Genomic DNA, 21,073 nt, shown 5'->3' with positions numbered 1-21,073 from the left:
CACAAAAAAATCCTACTTTGCATAGTCCCCACCACAGATAAATGCATTAAAACCCTCATTTTTTTTTGAATGAACAGTTTTTGTCCAGATTCGTCTAAAAAATGAGTGCCGTGTGGTGGGGGCACGGACAAAGGTTAACCAAATTTTTGCCTTATTACAATTTCGTATGAGGCTCAGGCTGTACGTTCTGACAACAATTGACGATATTGCACCAGATCCTCGATGGTCAGCACCGGCATCTGGTGCTTGCGACCGAACGCAACCAGGTCTGGCAGACGCGCCATCGAGCCATCTTCTTTGGTCAATTCACACAACACTCCAAATGGTTTGAGGCCAGCCAGCTGCATCAGATCGACCGTGGCTTCGGTATGACCACGACGGGTAAGCACCCCACCGGTTCGCGCCCGCAGCGGGAAAACATGACCCGGGCGATGTAGATCGCCCGGTTGGGCGCCGTCAGCGATAGCTGCACGGATGGTGGTGATGCGATCAGCCGCCGAGACACCGGTCGTGACCCCCTGCGCTGCTTCGATGGTCACGGTAAAGGCGGTCTGGTAGTGGCTGGAGTTGGCCTCCACCATCATCGGCAGTTCGAGCTGGCGAACCCGCTCGTCGGGCAGGCAGAGGCAGACGATGCCGGAGCACTCGCGGATCATCAGCGCCATCTGTTCATTGGTCATGGATTCGGCGGCGAAAATGAGGTCGCCCTCGTTCTCCCGATCTTCATCGTCGGCCACCAGCACGCCGCCTCCGGCACGCAAGGCAGACAGGGCCGCTTCGACACGGGCAACGGGATCACCGAATTCACTGAGTAGAGACTGATTCATGGTAAAACTCCTAAACAAGACAAGGACCAGAATCAGGGCATGGAAAGGCAGACAGAGACGGGCATGCAGCGGCCAGCCCACAAGGGCCAACGCTGCAAGGTCTGTCTTATCCTCTTTCATCCGGACTATGACCGTCGGCTCCGGCATCTCACCGGATCTGCTGACCCCGATCTGGCAATCAGCCAAGTCGGGCGCTCGCGGGCTCCCCGAGTCAATCGGGATACCGCCGGTGGGGAATTGCACCCCGCCCTGAGAATAAGCGCAGACAGCCTAAAGAAAAACGGTTGCAGATACCAGTCAAAATCCCCCCGCAGGCTGAAAAGCGTTTCAACATTGCGCCCGGGATCGCGCTCTGCGGCCTGCTCGCCAGCGTGCGAGGCCATGACTGGCGAATTTCTTTATGGCTCGGATCGGTTTATGGCATAGTTCCCGAAACAAAAACACAGGGCCCGAAAAGAGATCCTGAACAACGCTGCCGGCGCAGACAGCAGCGCCAACACCACAAACGGAAAATGACAGAGATGGAAAAGAAAATATTGCTCACGGATTGCCCGGATGCCAAAGGGCTCATCGCCAAGATCACCAACATCTGCTACAAGCACCAGCTCAACATCATCAAGAACGATGAGTTTGTGGATCACGAGAATGGCCGCTTCTTTATGCGTACCGAGCTGGAGGGGCGCTTCAACGACGAGACCCTGCTTGCCGACCTCGATGATGCCCTGCCCACCGGCGCCCAGCGTCGTCTGGTCAAGGCGGGCAAGAAGCGCATCGTCATCCTGGTGACCAAAGAGACCCACTGCCTCGGCGATATTCTGATGAAGAACTACGCGGGCGCGCTGGATATGGATATCGTCGCGGTGATCGGCAACTACGATACCCTGGCCGAGCTCACCGGCAAGTTCAATATTCCGTTCCACACCGTCAGCCATGGCGAGCTGAGCCGTACCGAGCATGAAGAGCAGGTGCGCGCCATTATCGACAGCTATGAGCCTGACTATGTGATCCTGGCCAAGTACATGCGGGTGCTGACCCCGAGCTTCGTCGAGGCCTATCCGCGCAAGATCCTCAACATCCACCACTCCTTCCTGCCCGCCTTCATCGGTGCCCGCCCCTACCGGCAGGCGTTTGATCGCGGCGTCAAGCTGATCGGCGCCACCGCCCACTTCGTGACCGACGATCTGGATGAAGGCCCCATCGTCGAGCAGGACGTGATCCACGTGGATCACACTTTCAGTGCCGATGCGATGGCAAAAGCGGGCCGTGACGTAGAGAAATCGGTGCTGAGCCGTGCGCTGGAGCTGGTACTGAACGAGCGGGTGTTCGTCTACGGCAACAAGACGGTGGTCTTCAAGTAATCCGCCCACATGACTCGTATGCAAACGCCAGAAACAACAACGGCTCCCGTGGGAGCCGTTGTTGTTTCTGCGCCGAGTGTCAGAGCGGCAGATCGTTTACCGTCACCGCGCCCTTCTCCAGCTTCAGCTCGGAGGTCAGCGCTTGCTGGTCGGCCTTCAGATAACCCATCAGGGTCAGCTGATCGAGCATGGGGGCCAGTTGCGGCACCGCCTTGCCCAACTTGTCGCTGAGGCTGGCATGCAGCACGCCGGAGAGGGCCTGCATCCCCGCGTCGCTGTTGAACAGCTGCTCCAGCGAGGTGGAGGCCAGCTTCACGTCCCCCTTCATGGTCACCGCCTCACCGTTGAGCTTGGCGCTGAGATCGGCCAGCTCCAGGGTCGCACCACGTTTGAGCATCTTGTCCAGCGCCTGCTGGATGGCGGCATCTTCAACTCCCTTGCCACCGGCTGCCTGCAGCCCCTGATACCCTTCCAGATCCAGACCGTTGAGGTTGAGCGCCAACTTGCTGTCCGTCACCGCCAGGGTGTCAGTCTCGTTCTCCAGATCCAGCTTGGCAATCTTCATCTGATAGCTGCTGGAGAGGGTCTGGGCATCATCACCAGTCAGCTGAGTCTCGGTAGTCATCCCCTGCAGGGCAACCTTGACGCTGTCAGGCAGTTGCACCGTGAGGGCCGAAAGGGTCATCTCGCTCTGGGGCGAGAGGAGCACACCGCTGATCTCGGCAATGTCGGCACTCCCTTTCAGATCGGCCAGCACCAAGTCCATCTTGCTCTGCTCTTCATGGACCGTCATCCCCTGCCAGGTCATGGTGAGGTGACCACTGCCCTCCAGATTGCCGTGAAATTCGCCGTTCAGGGGCAGGAAACTGAACTCGTCCAGCCCCTGTTTTACCTTGAATTCATTGGCCCAGAAGCGGCTGCTGTTCCCCTGGGTCCAGAGGCTGGTTGCCGACTCCAGACCAAGTTGCCACTGCTCCATACCCAGTGCGGTGAAAACCGGCGCCAAGGTGCCATTATGGGTATCGAGCAGGAAGTGGCTCTTGATGTAGAGCGGCAGTATCCTGCTCTTGACCACCAGTTGTAACTCGATGGGCTGACTGCCCTCCAGCTCGCTATCGATGGAGGCCAGCTCCTCGGGCGTCACCACGACCTTCAGGACCCCGTCACGGGTGAAGAGGCTGCTGCTACTCGGCTGCCACTGCATATCGATACCGGTCTCTTGCTCTACCTTGGCGATCTGCTCCGCCATGATGCTGTCGAAGCTGTTGCCCGTGTACCAGCACGCAGCCAGACCACCACCTACCAGTGCCGCACCCACGGCGAGGGCCACTATCTTTTTCATATATCCATGTGTCTCCAGGGAGTTGTCACTGCACTCTACGGGGCGGACTCGGGACTAGGCAAGTCCAATCAGAGGGCGAGCCAACATTCTTGTGGCTCGCCATCACCTCACAGCAAGGGGCTGAAGAGATAGAAGATGTTCTCCATCGCCTTCTTGTACCAGGGGCGGGCCTGCCATTGGGCCAGGGTCATCGGGGTGGCTTCCGCCATATAGCCCTGTACCAGCCGGGTCATCTGGGCCACGAACGAGGGGTTATCCACCAGCAGGGTCACCTCGAAGTTGAGCCAGAGGCTGCGCCGATCCAGATTGACCGTCCCCACCAGCGCGAAGTCATCATCCACCAGCACGCTCTTGGTATGGAGCAGACCGGCATCGTAGCGGTAGATCTCCACCCCGGCCGCCAGCAGCTCCTCCATAAAGGCGTTGCAGGCGTAATTGGCCATGATGGAGTCGTTGCGTGCCGGCAACACCAGCTGCACCTGCACCCCGCGCGCCGCCGCCGAACTGAGTGCGGCCGCCAGCGGATCGTCGGGCACAAAGTAAGGGGTCGTCAGCACCAGATGGCTGCGCGCCTGATAGATGGCCAGCAGCAGGCTCTGCTGGATGCAGTCGCCGCCGACGAAGGGGCCGGACGGGATCAGCTGGGCGCGGTAGTTGGTCTGGGGCCAGGCTTCCGGCTCATGCTGCAGACTGTCGAGCAGCCGCTCGCCGGTCTCCATCTCCCAATCCCAGACAAAGATCGACCACATCAGCGGCACCATGGGCCCCTGCACCCGGATCATGATGTCGACCCACTGGCCGACCCCGGCATCCTGCTTGAAAAAACGGGGATCCACCATGTTCATGGAGCCGGTATAGCCGACCTTGTCATCGATCACCACCAACTTGCGGTGCATTCGCAAATCCTGCCGCTGGAACGGAATGCGCCAGGCGCCGACCGGCAGCACCTCCACCAGCTTGACCCCCGCCTTGCGCAGCTTTTTCGGCCACCCGGAGCGGAAGAAGTGCTTGCTGCCCACCGAATCGAGCAACAAACGACAATCCACGCCGCGCAGCGCGACTTCCATCAGTGCTTCACACACCTCGTCGGCATCACCGCCGGGGTGCCAGATATAGAACTCCAGATAGCATGAGAGCGTCGAGCGGCGAATATCCTGAGCAATCTCATGCAGGATCTGGTCGGGTTGGCTGAGCAGAGTCATCCGGTTACCGGAGAGCATGGGCATGGCCAACCGCCCCTGGATCAGATCGTGCAATGGTTGGGCCTTTTCCCCCACCTCGCAGCAATGCTGGGGGAAAAGGCGGGCCAACTGACGAATCCAGATAGCGTAAGGGCGATACATGGCCTGTGCCCGCTCGGCGCGGCGGCGCCCCAACTTGATTTCACCAAACAGCAAGTAAAAGCCGACGCCGGCAAACGGAATGGCGTAGATCAGCGCCAGCCAGGCCAGCGACACCCCGATGGGGCGGCGTTTCATCACTACCCGAAACGACACACCCGCGACGATAACGGTATGAAAAAGCAGTAGCAGCCAGCCCAGAAAGCGGGAGAACAGCAGGTGGAGATCATGTTCCAGACCGTTTAGCAACGGTAACTCCTTTTCATCAACAAACAGTGGTCGGCAGATCCTGCCAGTCAGGAATGGTATGCTGTAAGGCAAATCCATTCTATCAGGTTGCCCCCATGATTCTGCAATCCATGCTGCTCAGCCTGGCCATGCTAGGTCAAGGCTCATATGACATCAATGAGCAGCAGATCAATCAGTACCTGCAATCCCAGGTGCAAGTCGACAAACAGCTGGAGCTGCCCGGCATCATAAAGGCCCATGTGAAGCTGGAGCAGAGCGATGTCCAGATTGGCCGTCAACAGCCAGACACCGCCCGAGTCTATGGCAAGGGCAAGCTCAAGATCGCCCTGCCCGACAATACCGAATATGACGCCCGCCTGCAGATGACCTATGAGGCAAGACCCCGCTATGACAAGAGCCAGAGCGCGCTGTTTCTCGACAACATGAAACTGGTGGAGTACAAGCTGGAACCGGAGGCGGCAGAGAGAAAGTTCGGCATGATGCTCGGTATGCTGCTGCAGAGCATGGAGAAGCGTCTTGAGAGCAAACCGGTTTACCGACTGGATGACAAGGATCCGCAACAAGCCTGGCTGAAAGAAAACCTGCTGGGGCTGGAGCTGTCACCAGGCAAAATCCACCTGCTGACCAGACCCCGCTAGCCCGCTCAATTCAGGAGGGGCTGGCTGGTATCCCGTACCAGCAGCTCCACCTGATAACCCTGCTGCTGCTGTTGCTCATAAAGGGAGAAGAGTGACCCGCTCAATTGGTTGAGGGAGATATCGGCAAAACCGGCCTTGAGATAGAAGGGTTTCTCGAAAGGCAGTACCTGACAGACTACCGGTTTGTCCTCCAGACCGTGACAGGCGTGCTGCAACAGCCGTGAACCCAATCCCAGCGACTGGTAGTGAGGCAACAGACGAAAGCCGCACAGATGATAAAACTCCTCCTCGTCCCGCAAGCGAACCGCCCCTACCAGCCAGTGAGCATCACGTACGACAAAGACCCGCTCTGCCAGATCTGGCACATAGTGGGAAAAAGTCGTCTCGTAATAGTCCTTGATGAGAGAGAGATCGGCGTCACAGTACTCCTCGAAGATGAGTTCCATCGCCAGCATTCCTGACACAAAAAATTCCTTTATAATCAGTAGATAAGATAGATTTAGACTAACTAGCCAGACCAGCTTACACCAGCAAGATAGCATGCCTTTTATTAACAAAAAAGCGAACATGCTAGAGCACTTCCCTAAGACGCTTATGACCATTGGCTACCGGAAAATTCCACCTTTTAGCGCCTCTCCTGGCCATACTCCGGCATCCCCCCGTCCCTCGGTCAAATCCCCCCTCCACTTCACAACTCCCTGTTTGTACGCTTGTTCTGCACTCGCCATGGTGCTTTACTCAACATGATGATCTAGGGAAGGAGTGTGACGGTTGAAAGCATGGATGCTGGCAGGCCAGATGGTGTTGATCCCCTTGAGTGGATGGAGCCAGACGCCCCCTCCCGCGGAGGTGGTCTTCCTGACCGCAGCCCCCTCTCCCTTGCGCCCGGTCAATCATGCTGCGCCCGCCCCACAACCCGAAACCGCTCAAACGGCGGCAACCGCCGCTGGCGGCAAGAAGCAGATCCAGGTCTATAAATCGGTGCAGCAAAACGGGGTAGTACGTTACTCCGATATGGCGCCCGAACAGGGCCATTACGAACTGCTGCTGTTCAACGACTGCTTCGCCTGCGACCCCAAATCCAGCGTCAACTGGCAGACCACAGGACTGTTTCTCTATGACTATGCCAGCACCATCAAGGCAGCAGCAAAGACCTATCAGGTTGAGCCTGCGCTGATCCGAGCGCTCATTCACGCCGAATCGGCTTTCAATCCACTGGCGGTCTCCCGCAAGGGGGCGATGGGGCTGACCCAGCTAATGCCTGCCACGGCGCGGGAGCTGGGGGTCGGCAATGCCCTGCTGGCGGAACAGAATATTTTCGGCGGGGTGAAATACCTAGCGGGACTGCTCAAGCAGTATGACGGCAACATTGCGCTGGCGACCGCGGCCTACAACGCCGGGGCGGGCGCCGTACAAAAACATGGCGGCATCCCACCCTATGCGGAAACGCGCGCTTATGTGGAGCGCGTCCAGTTGCTCCATCAGCGCTACAAAGAGATGCTGCAGGCCAAGGGACTCTGACGTTTGGCTTGGTGAGTTCTCTTATCTCACTCCTCCAGAAACAAAAAACACGCCCTCAGGCGTGTCGATACCACACTTTGTTTCGCAAATGATTACTTCTGCTCCGTCGCCACCAGGCGATAAGCCAGCGCACCCAGAATGGCACCGACAATCGGGGCAACCCAGAACAACCACAGCTGGCTGACCGCCCAGTCACCGACAAACAGCGCAACGCCGGTACTGCGGGCCGGGTTGACCGAGGTATTGGTCACCGGAATGCTCACCAGATGGATCAGGGTCAGGCACAGGCCGATGGCAACCGGAGCAAGCACAGCTGGCGCACGGCTGTCGGTAGCGCCCATGATGACGAACAGGAAGAAGCCGGTCATCACAGCTTCGCACACCAGTGCCGCCATCATGCTGTAGCCGCCCGGAGAGTGCTCACCGTAGCCGTTGGAGGCAAAGCCGGCGGAGAGATCAAAACCGGCCTGGCCACTGGCAATCACATAGAGTACAGCAGCACCGGCAATTGCCCCCAGCACCTGAGCCACGATGTAAGAGAGCACGCCGGAAGCAGGAAAACGACCGCCAGCCCACAGACCGATGGTGACGGCCGGGTTGAGATGGCAACCGGAGATATGGCCGATGGCATAGGCCATGGTCAGCACGGTCAGGCCGAATGCCAGCGATACGCCCAAGAGGCCGATCCCCACATGGGGGAAGGCTGCAGCCAGCACGGCACTGCCACAACCTCCCAATACCAGCCAGAAGGTTCCCAAAAACTCTGCTGCAACAGGTTTCACTGTATGTCTCCCGATAAGATGAGATAAAAAGGCCCGCAAAGGGGCCATGCGTTAACACGCGCAGCATTATGGGAGCAGCAATAGCCGATGCGAACCCGGTTACCAGTCGCCAGAAAACGTGACTCAAGTCACAATTGGTTGATTAATAGAGATATTTATCAGTAGCAAGCCACACAGAGGCTGTTGCCAACAAGGAGCCTCATGCGACAACTTATGACTCCAAAGGCCTGTTCTGTCTATTTGTTGATCAACAATTCAGGGCCACACCAGCGGATCACTTGATCGGCGAAAATCGGCTGACCACCTGACCCTGATGCTCAATCCACTCCATGAACATGGCGACTGGACGGGCATAGACGGCGCCATCCTGTTCCGACTGATAGATCACCAGCTGCTCGCCTGTCTCGGTATGGCTGGCCAGGGTCAGCACCTGATAGTAGCCCCCCTTGAAGTGACGATAGCGACCGGGCGTGGGTGTATGCATGGGATACCTCTGCAGATAGAACAGGACGGGAAAGGGGAAATATGCGCTGGCCAGTGCCAGTTGTATCAGCTTTTTCTCGTCGGAAATGACGATGAAGAGGCTTTTTTACACAAGCCAATCGTGCCAGAGAGCGTGAAGATTTCAACACAGTAGAGTAGCTTTGTTAATCACTCCCCCATCTTTCACTGGTGAACCTTGCCAAGCACAAACGATCGTGCTGAATTTAACCTTTTAATAACTCTGTTTTGGGGCTAAAAATCAGGAATATCTACTAAAAAGAAGATTGTTCTAGCATTCAATTCTGTGAAGAATAGGGGAAAAGATATTTGATACTAAAAACCGCCTTTTTCGCCAACGCGTCCCTGTGGGGAAGGAATCACTGTCACCATGTTCACAATCGACAAGTCGCACAAGCTCGACGATGTCTGCTATGACATCCGCGGCCCGGTGCATAAAGAAGCTCGCCGTCTCGAAGACGAAGGCCACCGCATTCTCAAGCTCAACATCGGTAACCCGGCTCCGTTCGGCTTTGATGCGCCGGAAGAGATCATCAAGGATGTGATCCTCAACATGCCGCTGAGCCAGGGCTACTGCGACTCCAAGGGGCTCTTCTCTGCCCGCAAGGCGGTGATGCAGTACTACCAGCAAAAAGGGATGCGCAAGGTCGATATCGATGACATCTATATCGGCAACGGCGCCAGCGAGCTGATCGTGATGGCGATGCAGGCGCTGCTCAACAACGGCGACGAGATGCTGGTGCCCTCCCCCGACTACCCGCTCTGGACTGCTGCCGTCACTCTCTCCGGTGGCCATGCGGTGCACTATCGCTGCGACGAAGGGGCTGACTGGTATCCGGACCTCGACGACATCCGCGCCCGCATCACCCCGCGCACCCGCGGCCTGGTGCTGATCAACCCCAACAACCCGACCGGTGCTGTCTACGGCAGCGAGTTCCTGCTGGAGGTGATCGAGATCGCCCGCCAGCACAACCTCATCATCTTCGCCGACGAGATCTACGACAAGATCCTCTACGACGATATCTCCCACACCAGCGTCTGCACCCTGTGCGACGATGTGATGGTGGTGACCTTCAACGGCCTCTCCAAGGCCTACCGTGCCTGCGGCTTCCGTCAGGGCTGGATGGTCATCACCGGTCCCAAGGGCCGTGCCCGCGGTTATATCGAAGGGCTGGAGATGCTGGCCTCCATGCGGCTGTGTGCCAACGTGCCGATGCAGCACGCCATCCAGACTGCACTCGGCGGCTATCAGAGCATCAACGAGCTGATCCTGCCGGGCGGCCGCCTGCGCAAGCAGCGGGACAAGGCGTGGGAGCTCTTGAACGAGATCCCCGGGGTCTCCTGCGTCAAACCCAAGGGGGCGCTCTACATGTTCCCGCGCCTTGATCCCAAGGTGTATGACATCCGCGACGATCAGAAGATGGTGTTCGACCTGCTGCAACAGGAGAAGCTGCTGCTGGTACAGGGCACCGGCTTCAACTGGCCCGCGCCGGATCACTTCCGGCTGGTGTTTCTGCCCCGCGAAGAGGAGCTGGAGGATGCCATCGGCCGCCTCGCCCGCTTCCTCAAGGGCTACAAGCAGTAAGTAAGGCTCATGAAAAAGGCTCCCGCGGGAGCCTTTTTGTTATCTGTGGTTTTATCCGTGCCATCAGCCGTGCAGCAGGGCACCGGCCACCAGCACCGCCATGGTGATGAGGGCTACGCCGATGATAAAGGGCAGCACCCAGCGCACGAAGCGATCGTAGGGGATCTTGGCGAGCGCCAGCCCCGCCACCAGATGGGCGGCGGTAGGGGCGAACAGGTTGATCCAGCCGGAGGCGGACTGATAGGCGGTGATCACCAGATCCCGGGAGATGCCGGAGAAGTCAGCCAGCGGCCCCATCAGCGGCATGGAGACAGTCGCCAGCCCCGAGGTGGAGGGGATAAAGAAGCTCAGGATGATGTGCACCAGATAGGCCATCAGGATGAAGACCGATGAGGGGAGTCCGGTCACCAGCCCTTCGGCCCAGTGCAAAATGGTGTCGATGATGACGCCCTGCTCCATCACCACATAGATGCCACGCGCCACCGCCACTACCAGCGCTACCCCGATGAGATCCCGAGCGCCGCTCAAGAAGGTCGCCACATAGTTGGACTCCGGCATCCGGTTGATCAGAGCAATCAGGATGGAGGCACTGAAGAACAGGGTCGAGAGCTCGTCAAACCACCAGCCAAAGGTGGGCAGCAGATCGATCCCCAAATCGGACCAGGGCACCACCGCATAGATCATCAGCAGGAAGGTGCCGAAGAAGACCAGCATGGTGAGCTTCTGCTTGCCGGTGAAGGCGAGGTTGCCGCTCTTCATCTGGGAGAACTCGTCGTCATAGGCGATGTCGGCCAGCACGGAGCGGGACTTGTCCTGCTGCACCTGCTTGGCATAACGCATCACGTACCAGGAGGCAAAGATCACCAGCAGCAGCCACTGGATGACCCGCAAACCGATCCCCTCGCCGATGGGGATACCGGCAAAACCGGAAGCAATGCCGGTGGCAAACGGGTTGACGGTGGAGGCGAGCACCCCGACCCCGGAGCCGAGCAGGATAATCCCCGCCGCCACCATGCGATCGAAGCCCGCCGCGATCATCACCGGCACGATCAGCGCCCAGAAGGCTACCGTCTCCTCCGCCATGCCGAAGGTGGAGCCGCCGAGGGCAAACAAGGCGATCAACACAGGAATTAGCAGCCGCTCACGCCCGGCAAAGCCGCGCACGATAGCTCCCACCCCGGCATCCAGTGCCCCGCTCTGCATGGTCACCGCGAGAAAACCACCGATGATGAGCACGAACAGCGCCACGTCAGCCGCCTTGTGAAAGCCCTGAATAGGGGCCTTGAGCACCTCGAATACCCCCTGCGGATGAGAGGGCAACTCGGTGTAGCTGCCGGGCACCGGCAACAGTCGCTCATCGCCGCTGTAGTCAGCCACGGCCGCGGCCGCCACCGGCTGCTGGGTCTTGGCAGTCACATAGTTGTATTTGCCCGCCGGCAGCACCCAGGTGAGGGCGGCCATCAGGGCGATGATGATAAAAAGCAGGGTATAGACAGTGGGGAGTTGGCGCTTTTTGGGCGCTTCATTTGGAGTGGTCATAGCTTCCGTACCTCGGCAATGCCGTCTGTGATCCGATCAGCGCAAGACTAGCGGGTTTGATATGGGAAAAAGGTGATCGCTGATAATAAAATTCCGCAAATTAGCGGAATGTTTGCCAAAAAAACAGGGCCCCGCGGGGCCCTGTTTTCACTTGAGTCAGACTCAGAGCTCGACCACGTCGAATTTCACATCCGGATTTACATCCGCATCGTAATCGACCTCGTCCAGACCGAAACCGAACAGGCGCAGGAACTCCTGCTTGTAGCCGGTGTAATCAGTCAGCTCGGAAAGATTCTCGCTGGTGATGGATGGCCACAGGTCGCGGCAGGTCTGCTGCACATCTTCGCGCAGTTCCCAGTCATCCATACGGATGCGAGCCTGATCGTCCAGCGCCATGTCGGAGGCGTAGAGACGGGTGCGCATCATGCGATCCACCTGCTCCATGCACCCCTCGTGAATGCCCTTCTCCTTCATGATCTTGAAGGCCATTGAGATATAGAGCGGCATCACCGGAATGGCGGAAGAGGCCTGAGTCACCACGGATTTGAGCACGGCCACGTGAGCGGTGCCGCCCTTGGCAGCCAGATCGCCACGGATGGCGGCAGCGGCGCGGTCCAGATCTTCCTTGGCGCGGCCCAGAGTACCGTGCCAGTAGATTGGCCAGGTCAGATCGGTACCAATGTAGGAGTAGGCCACGGACTTGGCGCCGTCAGCCAGCACGCCGGCATCACGCAGGGCAGCCATCCACAGCTCCCAATCCTGACCGCCCATGACGGTGATGGTGTTCTGGATCTCTTCCTCGTTCGCCGGCTCGACGGTGGCGGTGATGATCTGATCCTTGTTGGTATCGATGGCGGTGGTGGTGTAGACCTCACCGATCGGTTTCAGGGCAGAGCGCACCACTTCGCCGGTTTCCGGCATCTTGCGCACCGGAGAGGCCAGGGAGTAGACCACCAGATCAATCTGACCCAGATCCTGCTTGATAAGCTCGATCACCTTGGCGCGGCACTCGTTGGAGAAGGCATCGCCGTTGACGCTCTTGGCGTAGAGGCCCGCCTCTTTGGCTGCCTTGTCGAAGGCGGCAGAGTTGTACCAGCCAGCGGTACCGGTCTTGGACTCGGTGCCCGCTTTTTCAAAGAAGACGCCGAGGGTGGCGGCGCCGCTACCGAAGGCAGCCGCAATCCGGGAGGCCAGGCCATAACCGGTGGAAGCGCCGATCACCAGCACCTTCTTGGGACCATTCTCGATGATGCCCTTGGCTTTGGTATAAGCGATCTGGCGACGAACATTGGCTTCACAACCGACCGGATGAGTGGTGGTGCAGATAAAGCCGCGAACCTTGGGTTTGATGATCATATGGGGTCTCGGATCCGTTTAATGGATGAAATCGGGGCATAAGATACCTCATCTTGCCGCGATAAGGTGCTCTGATGTGTTGAACTGCGGCAAAAATGGGCATCCGAAGGTGGCAATCATGGTCCATGCCATGGTGCCATCTCACGGCAATTAGCAGGCAATGCGGGTGATGTGGCCATCCTGCAGCTTATAGAAGGCATCTTGCGGCAACTCCTGTGACCAGGTCGCCTCATAGTCGAGATCGGCATAGACGCCACGCAGCATGGCACCGAGCAGACCGTGGGTGATGACGATGGCCCGCTCGACGAGCGCGGGATCCTGCAACCACAGGTGTGCCCGGCGCTGAATGCTCTCGAAGCTCTCGGCCCCCGGTGCCTGCAGATACCAGTCCCCTTTGCCGGTATCGAGCTCGGGATGAGCGAGCCGCAGCGCCGGGATCTGGCAACTCTCCCACTCCCCCATCCCCAGCTCCATCAAGCGATCGTCCCAGACGATGCGATCTGCCGTCAGTCCCAACTGCTCGCACACCAGCAGCGCAGTCTGACGGGCACGCCCGAGCGGGCTGGCATAGACGATCCAGCGGGCGGGATCCGCCAGTTCGGCGGCAAGCCGCCGCCCCATGGCGATGGCTTGCGCCTCACCCTTGTCGGTCAGATCGGAGTTGCAACGCCCCTGCAGACGCTGCTCGGCATTGAAGCGGGTCTGGCCGTGGCGCAGCAGATAGATGAGTCGAGACATGATTTCTCCAGCACGTTCAGAGAGATAGAAAAATACAAGGGGGGATGATGATAGCAGATGAGCCCGAAGGATGGTCCAAATAGAGAGGCTAAAGCGGGCGTAAAAAACGGGTCAAGGCTGACCCGTTTGCTGCCAATTTGGCCAGAGTGTATCGGCTCAGCCCTTCTTGATCTCCCGCAGATAGCGGTAGATGGAGTGGACCGAGATCCCGAGCTGGCGCGCCGCAATCTGGGCACTGTCTTTTAACTCGAAGATCCCCATGTCGTGCAGCTGGTTGACTATAACCCGAGTCTTCTGGGACGGAGGCACCGCCTCGTTGCCACGCACCTCGGCACTGACGGTGTCGATAGTGCTGTTGAGCGCTTCGTCGATGTTGCGGGCGAACACCTCCGGGGTGGCATGGCTCTCATGGGGGTGCATGCACTCCGGCATCATGGTCCGTAGCACGGATTGCAACGGGGCATCCATGTCGCTGTTGATGCAGAGCAACCCGATGGCCCTGTGCTCCCCGTTGCGGATCACGGTGGTGATGGAGCGCAGGGTCTTGCCGGTGGCGCACTTGGTCATGTAGGGGCTGGAGATATCCTGCCCGCTCTTGAGCTTCATCATCGCCAGGTTGGTGATGGGGGCGCCGACACTGCGGCCGGTGATATGGCCGTTGGCAATCTTGACGATCGAGGGATTGCGCGCATCCAGACTGTGGAGCAGCACCTCGGTGTGCTGGCCATACATGGCGGCGATGCCGTCCACAATGTTCTCCATCGACTTGAGGATCTCAAAATCGCTCGGACTCAACTCTTGCAGCTTCACAATGGGACCTTCTTGCAAGGGTTGCTGCCGGACAATAGGCGCCGGGCAGCAACCGACAGGGACATCAGGCGGACATGATATCAATAATGGTGCTGTCTGTGGCAGACATGCCCTCCTTCACCATCTGGCCGACGTTGCGGATGGTCTGATCCACGTCGCCGGCAACGATCCCCTGCCCCGACACCGAGTGACTGTTGAGGGCCATCAGGAAGCCGCGCACCGCCGCGCCGGAGGAGGTACTCACCTTCATGGCGCAGGAGGCTTTCGCCCCGTCACATACCATACCGGCACTGTCGCTCAGCACGTTCTGGATGGCGAAGCAGGATTGCTCGAAGCTGCCGCCCGCCAGATAGACCATGGCCATGGAGGCGGCCGCGCTGGTCACGGTATTGCCACAGAAGGCCGACAGCGGCGGATAGTGGGACTTGATATAGATGGCGCCCAGATGGCTCATGATGAGGGCGCGAGCCAGCTGCTCTTCGCTGGCCGCAAAGCGCTCGGCAATTACCATCACCGGAATGGTGGCGGCAATGCCCTGGTTGCCGCTGCCGAAGTTGCTCATGGCTGGCAGGGTCGCCCCCCCCATGCGGGCATCGGAGGCCGCCGCCGTCATCATCACGATGCGGTTCATCACATCCTCGCCGATAAGACCGGCATTGATGTTCTGCTGCATGGTGCGGCCAATCTCCAGGCCATAGGGGTTGTTCATCCCCTCGGCGGAGAGCTTGCCGTTAAGCTCGGAAGCTTTGAGGATGAACTTGATCTGCTCGAACTCCACCCGGGTGGCGAACTCGTAGATGGCAGCGATGCTGATATCGACCCCGTCGCAGATGGAACCGGTGGCACCGCTCTGGCTCTGATCGGCGGTGAAGGTCACCTCGCCATCGCGGCGCTGCTCGACGATGCGGGTATGACCGCCACACAGGGTCACTTCGGCGCTGTGCTCTTCACCATGTTCATCCGTGCCATAAACGGTCACGCGGCAGAAGATAAACTCGGGGGCGGCGGTGCGGCTCACCTGCACCTTGCCAGCATCGATCAGCTGCTGGGCACGATCCACCTGTTCTGGCTGGATCGCGGCCAGCACCTCCAGCCCGGCATCGGCGTTGCCACCGATGGCTCCGGCCGCAGCCGCAATAGCCAGACCGATCTTGCCGGTGCCCGGCACATAGACACCCATCGAGTTTTTATAGAGATTGTCCGACACCGCAACCTCGAGGCGACCGGGCTCACAGCCCAGTTGCCGGGTGGCGACCGCTGCGGCATAGGCGGCGGCGATTGGCTCGGTACAACCCAGCGCTGGTTTGACAACCTGTTGAATAATCTGCAGATACTGCTGCCACGCTTGTTTCATCACTTGAACCTTTTTATCAGCATTAACGAGCGATATGGGCGATCGCTTCCACTTCAACCTTGACGCCCATCGGCAGATCCTTCACTGCGAAGCAGCTGCGTGCCGGACAATCTTTCTGGAAATAGGCTTTATAGACCTCGTTGAACGCGGCAAAATCGCTGATCTCGGCGAGGTAGCAGGTGGTTTTGAGCACGGTATCCAGCGAGCCGCCAGCAGCTTCCAGCACGGATTTCAGGTTTTCCAGTGACTGGCGGGTCTGGGCGGCAATTCCCCCTTCCACCACACCACCCTGTTGCTTGCAAACCGGCAACTGACCGGAAGTAAAGATGAGGTCGCCATAGGCAGTGCCGTGGCTGTAGGGACCGATAGCGTCAGGTGCCGCTGCTGCTGTGATGATGCGTTTCATATAGCCACTCCTGTTTGTGCAATTTTTTTTGCAATCATGAATCTCATTTCGTTCAACATTATTTGCTTTTTATTTCATCCATTCAACAAAAAGATACAAAAATGGCGTTTAAAGGCACCTTTCGGCCTCAATATAAACCGTGATCACCATCCTGATTTGAACAAAAGTGCTCTTATGGGCATTGTTTATGACAGTTTCATTCAACTATATTTGCGCCGCTTTCCCACATCCCTACAAAAAAGAAGGTTTTAATGGACGCGCATAGCACTACACTCGCCAGCCCCGTGATGGGCACGCTGGAATGGAAAGAAGCGGTTCGCTTCGACAGCACCGACTGGGGCTGGATCATCATGAGCATCGGCATGGCCATCGGCGCGGGGATCGTCTTCCTGCCGGTACAGGTGGGTCTGATGGGTTTGTGGGTCTTTCTGCTCTCGGCAGTGATCGGCTACCCCGCCATGTACATGTTCCAGCGCCTCTTTATCAACACCCTGGCCACCTCGCCGGAGTGCAAGGATTACCCCAGCGTCATCACCGGCTACCTTGGCAAGAACTGGGGTGTGCTGCTCGGCGCCCTCTACTTCGTGATGCTGGTGATCTGGGTCTTCGTCTACTCCACCGCCATCACCAATGACAGCGCCTCCTTCCTGCAGAGCTTCGGTGTCACCGATGGCCTGCTCTCCGAAAACCCGCTCTACGGTCTGGTGCTGATCTGCGGTCTGGTGGCACTGGCCTCGCGCGGCGAAAACCTGCTGTTCAAGATCTCCACCTTTATGGTGCTGACCAAGATCAGCGTGGTGGCCGTGCTCGGCCTGATGATGGTGGACAAGTGGGATACGGCCAACATCACCGCCATGCCCGCCGCCGGTGACTGGATGAAGGATGCCATCATCATGCTGCCCTTTACCCTCACCTCTATCCTCTTTATCCAGAGCCTGAGCCCCATGGTGATCTCCTACCGCTCGCGGGAAAAGTCGCTGGAAGTGGCCCGCTTCAAGGCGATGCGCGCCATGAATATCGCCTTCGGCATCCTGTTTGTGGTGGTGTTCTTCTACGCGGTCTCCTTCACTCTGGCCATGGGCCATGATCAGGCGGTCAAAGCCTCTCAAGAGAACATCTCCGCGCTGGCGATGGTAGCCCAGGGGATGCCCGGCCAGACCCTCAAGCTCCTGAGCCTCACCCTCAACATCTTTGCGGTAATGACCGCCTACTTCGGCGTCTATCTGGGCTTTCGTGAAGCCTGTCAGGGTCTGGCGATGAACCTGCTGCGTCGCGTCATGCCGGAAAACCGCATCAACAAAGGATTGGTAGGCAAAGGGATCATGGTGTTTACCGTCATGCTCTCCTGGGGTGCCATCGTGCTCAACGCCCCGGTGCTGAGCTTCACCTCCATTTGCAGCCCCATCTTCGGCATGGTGGGTTGCCTCATACCGGCCTATCTGGTCTATCAGGTACCGGCGCTGCACAAGTACAAGGGCACTTCTCTTTACATCATCATCGTCACCGGCCTGCTGCTCTGCGTCTCGCCCTTCCTGGCGTTCAACTGACGGTTGCAGGCGGATATCCCCTTATCGACCACGGGTCACCTTCGGGTGGCCCGTTTTCTATTGGTGCGGCTGACGGCGCCCCGCCCGGAAGTAAAAAGCCAAGGGGATCACAACTTGCAACCGGCCATCACCCAAGAGAGGCCGCTCGGAGTACTATTCAGGCAACACGACTCACGCCCGCACTCAGGTATCGAGGCTTAACATGAAATGGATTTTCAACCCCGCCATCCGGCTGGGCAATCAGCTCTCCTTCAAATACAAATTCCTGCTCTGGTCCTGCCTGATGCTGCTGCCACTGACCTACAGCATGACCAATCTGCTGGGGCGGCTGCAGGATGACAACGTCCAGGCCAACCGCGAGCTGGCGGGAGTGGTCAATCTCGCCCCCGTGCCCGCTATCGAGCAAGCCCTGCTCACCCATCGCAATCTGGTAACCCGTCATGCCTATGAAGTGGATCCGGTCGGAGATGATCAGGTCAAGGCAGCCGCACAAGCCGTTGATCAGAGCCTGCAAGCCTTTGCCGACACCCGCCAGAACAACCCCTCCTTTGAGGTGATCCAGCAGGGCTGGGCCGCCCTGCAGAGTGAAGCGGGCAAGCTGGAAGTGGAGCAGAGCAACCTGCGCCACGACAAGCTGTTGACCGAGGTGCGCCACCTCTACAAGCACATTACCGCTGCCAGCAGCCTTATTCAGGATCCGGCGCTCGGTACCTACTACATGGTGATCCTCGCCAGCGAGCGGTTGCCGCAGCTGCGCGACCTGCTGGCTCAGGTGCGGGATCGTGCCGCCACCATCGCCGATTTCGGCCTGTTTCAGGCCGAGGGCTACAGCGGCCTGCGTTTTCGTCTTGACCTGATCAGCGCCACTCTGCAAGAGCTGGAGGCCGATCTGACCCTGCTATACCAGATGGAACCGGCATACCGCGCCGAGCTGGGTCAGCAGACCGATGCTCTGATACAGCTGGTGCGTCAGGGGGTCGAGACCATGGAAAACAAGATGATGAAGGATCAGCTGGTGCAGCTCTCCACCAAGGAGGTGCAAGCGCTGGGGGATAAAATGGACGAGGCCATCACCGCGCTGGCAGGCCAGGTACGCCAGCGGCTGGAGGCCGACCTGCATCAGCGGCTGACCGCCAACCAGCGCCACTTCTGGTGGGTCACCGCGCCGCTGACCATCAGCTTGCTGCTCTACCTCTACCTGATGATCGGCGCCTATCTCTCCCTGCGCGACACCGTAGGGCGGGTGCGTGATATTGCCGCTCGGGTCAACGCCCAGGATCTCAGCCAGCATATCGAGATCGTCGGTCAGGACGAGCTGGCCGCCATCAGCCGGGATTACAACGTGACCCTGGAGACCCTGCGCACCCTGATGCTGCGAGTGCGTGAAAATGGCGTCACAGTAGTGGAGAGCGCCACCGAGATCGAAGCGCGTACCTGCCGCTCACAGGAGGTCATTGCCGATCAGCAAGGGGAGACCCATCAGGTCGCCACCGCCATCAAGGAGCTGGCCGCCACCTCACAAGACATGGCGGGCAACGCCCTGCAAGCCGCCCGCATGACCCAGGAGGCGCAGAACGTGGTCGGTCAGGGCGAGGATGTGGTGGAACGAACCATCAAGGCAATCGACCATATCAACCGCGAGGTGCTGCGTACCGCCGACACCATAGGCCAGCTGGAACAGCAGTGCAGCCAGATTGGCGGCGTCATCAGCGTGATCCGCAGCATCGCCGAACAGACCAACCTGCTGGCCCTCAACGCTGCCATCGAAGCGGCCCGGGCTGGTGAGCAGGGTCGCGGCTTTGCGGTGGTGGCCGACGAGGTGCGGTCTCTTGCCAACCGCACCCAGGGGGCTACCGTCGAGATCCAGCAGATGATTGAACAGCTGCAATCCGGCGCCCGCGCCTCGGTCACCGCCATGTCGGCGGCCAGCCATGAAGCGCAGGAGGGGGTCGGGCTGGCGCAGGAGGCAAAACAGGCTTTCGGCGCCATCACCGAGAAGGTGGATCGGATGGTCGATACCAACGCCATCATCGCCAGCGCCATCGAGCAGCAGGGCGCAGTGGTCAACGAGATCGAACGCAACGTGGTGCGCATCTCCGATGGCAGTGACGAGGCGCTGCAAGTGGCCAGCGCCGCCCGCGATGCCGCCCGCCAGATCCACCAGCTCACCGAACAGCTGCGCGCCATGGTACAGAGCTTCGTGCTGTAACAGAGCGCTGACAAGCCGGGCTCAACGTGAGCCCGGCATTATCCCGGTCTCGCCCCTGCCCACAACATCTCGGTTGCTCGGATCATCCAGAAAATCTCTGCGACCCACTTGCCGGGCAGATGCCAACAAAGTAGTCTCGAACGAAAACAAAGTGCGGCGTTCCCGACACGCACGGTCTGCGACGTCGAGGCAAGCAAGCCGCCTGCGAGCCACAGATTAAACCCAGCGTCACGTCATCTATCACCCGCTTCAAGCGAGGATTTACCTATGGCCAGATACCAGTTTTTTACCATTCCGGCGTCCAATCGGCAGCAATACACCTTTATCGACATGGCATCTCCGACTTTTCTGAATGAAAAGGCGGCCCTGCTGACCCAAGGATTCGAGGTGGAGGAGGACTTTATTGACGCGACCACTCCACGGGAGGCCGTCGAGAAGTACCAATCCAATTTTCTCTATGTAGCGGATGAGATAGGCAAGTCCGATAGCAGCTACGCCGCGGCCGTCGCCATGCTGGAGATTGGCAAGGGGTTATTGGGCAATAAAACCCGCTGAGATAAGGCACCGCGGTGAAGAGTGGTGGCCATCGTGGCAACGCGCCCGATGGCCATATGGCAAGACATCAATTCGGTAAGTCAGAAGCGCCCCAGCTGCTGGAGCATCTCGATCAGCTCCTCTTCGCTGCTCGGCTCATAGGCCAGCTGAAGGCTCGGCGCAGCGCCCCCCATCAGCATATAGACGTTGGTGCTGCAGTGGTCGTAGTGATACCACTTACCGTCGATACAGACGTCGGTATAGCATCTCGGGTCCCTTTTCAGTTCCATATGCACATCCTTTTGTTACATCCCATCAACATCACTCCTGACCGTAAAATAACCACCGAGGTTCAAGCTTGATGCAGATCAAGGGAAGCAGCTGAAAGGGACTGATATCTGCCAGATCTGTGGCCTGCGGATGCCCCGAGCCACCAT

20 protein-coding genes and 1 riboswitch are annotated in these 21,073 nt (G+C 58.8%); of the genes, 7 read left to right on the top strand and 13 right to left on the bottom strand.

All coding sequences use genetic code 11. From position 1 onward, the window contains the following. Window positions 1–173: 173 nt before the first annotated feature. Window positions 174–827 (bottom strand): 3,4-dihydroxy-2-butanone-4-phosphate synthase, encoded by a 654-nt coding sequence (gene ribB / locus G5179_RS07645; RefSeq protein WP_421230697.1) that lies wholly within the window; start codon window positions 825–827, stop codon window positions 174–176. Between the two features lie 104 nt (window positions 828–931). After that, window positions 932–1,088: riboswitch (FMN riboswitch) on the bottom strand. A 260-nt stretch (window positions 1,089–1,348) separates the two neighbouring features. Between ribB and purU the strand changes: the two genes are divergently transcribed. Continuing rightward, window positions 1,349–2,185: a formyltetrahydrofolate deformylase gene (gene purU / locus G5179_RS07640; protein WP_421230698.1), complete on the top strand. Its 837-nt coding sequence runs from the start codon at window positions 1,349–1,351 to the stop codon at window positions 2,183–2,185. Between the two features lie 79 nt (window positions 2,186–2,264). On the opposite strand, the gene G5179_RS07635 is transcribed toward purU, so the two are convergent. Both G5179_RS07635 and cls read right to left on the bottom strand, forming a co-directional pair. After that, window positions 2,265–3,527, bottom strand: coding sequence for a DUF945 family protein (locus G5179_RS07635; RefSeq protein ID WP_421230699.1), 1,263 nt, complete (start codon window positions 3,525–3,527; stop codon window positions 2,265–2,267). Between the two features lie 107 nt (window positions 3,528–3,634). Then, window positions 3,635–5,116: a cardiolipin synthase gene (cls, locus tag G5179_RS07630; protein ID WP_266134494.1), complete on the bottom strand. Its 1,482-nt coding sequence runs from the start codon at window positions 5,114–5,116 to the stop codon at window positions 3,635–3,637. 95 nt (window positions 5,117–5,211) lie between these two features. On the opposite strand from cls, the gene G5179_RS07625 reads away from it, so the two are divergent. Continuing rightward, window positions 5,212–5,754 carry a DUF1439 domain-containing protein gene (locus G5179_RS07625; protein WP_005344183.1) on the top strand — a complete coding sequence of 181 codons (543 nt, stop codon included), beginning with the start codon at window positions 5,212–5,214 and terminating at the stop codon, window positions 5,752–5,754. 5 nt (window positions 5,755–5,759) lie between these two features. Here G5179_RS07625 and G5179_RS07620 read toward each other — a convergent pair whose 3' ends face one another. Further along, the gene (locus tag G5179_RS07620; protein WP_266134531.1) at window positions 5,760–6,200 is read right to left on the bottom strand and encodes a GNAT family N-acetyltransferase; all 441 of its coding nucleotides are present in this window, start codon (window positions 6,198–6,200) and stop codon (window positions 5,760–5,762) included. 325 nt (window positions 6,201–6,525) lie between these two features. Between G5179_RS07620 and G5179_RS07615 the strand changes: the two genes are divergently transcribed. Then, entirely contained in the window at window positions 6,526–7,275 is a 750-nt protein-coding gene (locus G5179_RS07615) for a lytic transglycosylase domain-containing protein (RefSeq protein ID WP_410170577.1), read from the top strand. Window positions 7,276–7,367: 92 nt separating this feature from the next. Here the strand turns inward: G5179_RS07615 and aqpZ are convergent, their stop codons facing one another. Next, window positions 7,368–8,057 (bottom strand): aquaporin Z, encoded by a 690-nt coding sequence (gene aqpZ / locus G5179_RS07610; RefSeq protein WP_266134495.1) that lies wholly within the window; start codon window positions 8,055–8,057, stop codon window positions 7,368–7,370. A 274-nt stretch (window positions 8,058–8,331) separates the two neighbouring features. Then, window positions 8,332–8,541 carry a DUF1653 domain-containing protein gene (locus G5179_RS07605; protein ID WP_266134496.1) on the bottom strand — a complete coding sequence of 70 codons (210 nt, stop codon included), beginning with the start codon at window positions 8,539–8,541 and terminating at the stop codon, window positions 8,332–8,334. Between the two features lie 387 nt (window positions 8,542–8,928). On the opposite strand from G5179_RS07605, the gene G5179_RS07600 reads away from it, so the two are divergent. After that, the gene (locus G5179_RS07600) at window positions 8,929–10,143 is read left to right on the top strand and encodes a pyridoxal phosphate-dependent aminotransferase (protein ID WP_005334367.1); all 1,215 of its coding nucleotides are present in this window, start codon (window positions 8,929–8,931) and stop codon (window positions 10,141–10,143) included. A gap of 63 nt (window positions 10,144–10,206) precedes the next feature. Here the strand turns inward: G5179_RS07600 and G5179_RS07595 are convergent, their stop codons facing one another. The 6 genes from G5179_RS07595 to G5179_RS07570 all read right to left on the bottom strand — a co-directional run bounded on the left by G5179_RS07595 (window position 10,207) and on the right by G5179_RS07570 (window position 16,346). Beyond that, complete coding sequence (locus G5179_RS07595) at window positions 10,207–11,682, bottom strand: YfcC family protein (protein WP_266134497.1); 1,476 nt, start codon at window positions 11,680–11,682, stop codon at window positions 10,207–10,209. Between the two features lie 162 nt (window positions 11,683–11,844). Then, complete coding sequence (gene fabV / locus G5179_RS07590) at window positions 11,845–13,038, bottom strand: enoyl-ACP reductase FabV (protein ID WP_100653359.1); 1,194 nt, start codon at window positions 13,036–13,038, stop codon at window positions 11,845–11,847. 150 nt (window positions 13,039–13,188) lie between these two features. Continuing rightward, window positions 13,189–13,776 (bottom strand): histidine phosphatase family protein, encoded by a 588-nt coding sequence (locus tag G5179_RS07585; RefSeq protein ID WP_421258143.1) that lies wholly within the window; start codon window positions 13,774–13,776, stop codon window positions 13,189–13,191. 156 nt (window positions 13,777–13,932) lie between these two features. After that, entirely contained in the window at window positions 13,933–14,586 is a 654-nt protein-coding gene (locus G5179_RS07580; protein WP_005334376.1) for a helix-turn-helix transcriptional regulator, read from the bottom strand. A 64-nt stretch (window positions 14,587–14,650) separates the two neighbouring features. Further along, window positions 14,651–15,940, bottom strand: coding sequence for a serine dehydratase subunit alpha family protein (locus G5179_RS07575; RefSeq protein ID WP_421207979.1), 1,290 nt, complete (start codon window positions 15,938–15,940; stop codon window positions 14,651–14,653). A gap of 22 nt (window positions 15,941–15,962) precedes the next feature. Further along, the gene (locus G5179_RS07570) at window positions 15,963–16,346 is read right to left on the bottom strand and encodes a Rid family detoxifying hydrolase (RefSeq protein ID WP_005344164.1); all 384 of its coding nucleotides are present in this window, start codon (window positions 16,344–16,346) and stop codon (window positions 15,963–15,965) included. 251 nt (window positions 16,347–16,597) lie between these two features. Here G5179_RS07570 and G5179_RS07565 point away from each other — a divergent pair, with 251 nt between their 5' ends. The 3 genes from G5179_RS07565 (at window position 16,598) to G5179_RS07555 (ending at window position 20,657) form a co-directional block, all read left to right on the top strand. Further along, the gene (locus tag G5179_RS07565; protein ID WP_421258142.1) at window positions 16,598–17,893 is read left to right on the top strand and encodes a hypothetical protein; all 1,296 of its coding nucleotides are present in this window, start codon (window positions 16,598–16,600) and stop codon (window positions 17,891–17,893) included. A gap of 202 nt (window positions 17,894–18,095) precedes the next feature. Then, entirely contained in the window at window positions 18,096–20,102 is a 2,007-nt protein-coding gene (locus tag G5179_RS07560; protein WP_421258141.1) for a methyl-accepting chemotaxis protein, read from the top strand. Window positions 20,103–20,369: 267 nt separating this feature from the next. After that, window positions 20,370–20,657: a hypothetical protein gene (locus G5179_RS07555; RefSeq protein ID WP_421258140.1), complete on the top strand. Its 288-nt coding sequence runs from the start codon at window positions 20,370–20,372 to the stop codon at window positions 20,655–20,657. Window positions 20,658–20,737: 80 nt separating this feature from the next. On the opposite strand, the gene G5179_RS07550 is transcribed toward G5179_RS07555, so the two are convergent. Beyond that, window positions 20,738–20,926 carry a hypothetical protein gene (locus G5179_RS07550; protein ID WP_005334402.1) on the bottom strand — a complete coding sequence of 63 codons (189 nt, stop codon included), beginning with the start codon at window positions 20,924–20,926 and terminating at the stop codon, window positions 20,738–20,740. Window positions 20,927–21,073: the final 147 nt, after the last annotated feature.

This window comes from Aeromonas sp. 600886 (assembly GCF_049174935.1).
Lineage (GTDB): Bacteria > Pseudomonadota > Gammaproteobacteria > Enterobacterales > Aeromonadaceae > Aeromonas > Aeromonas veronii_A.
Note: the sequence above shows the minus strand (reverse complement) of the source record. Positions and strands in the feature narration are given on the sequence as shown.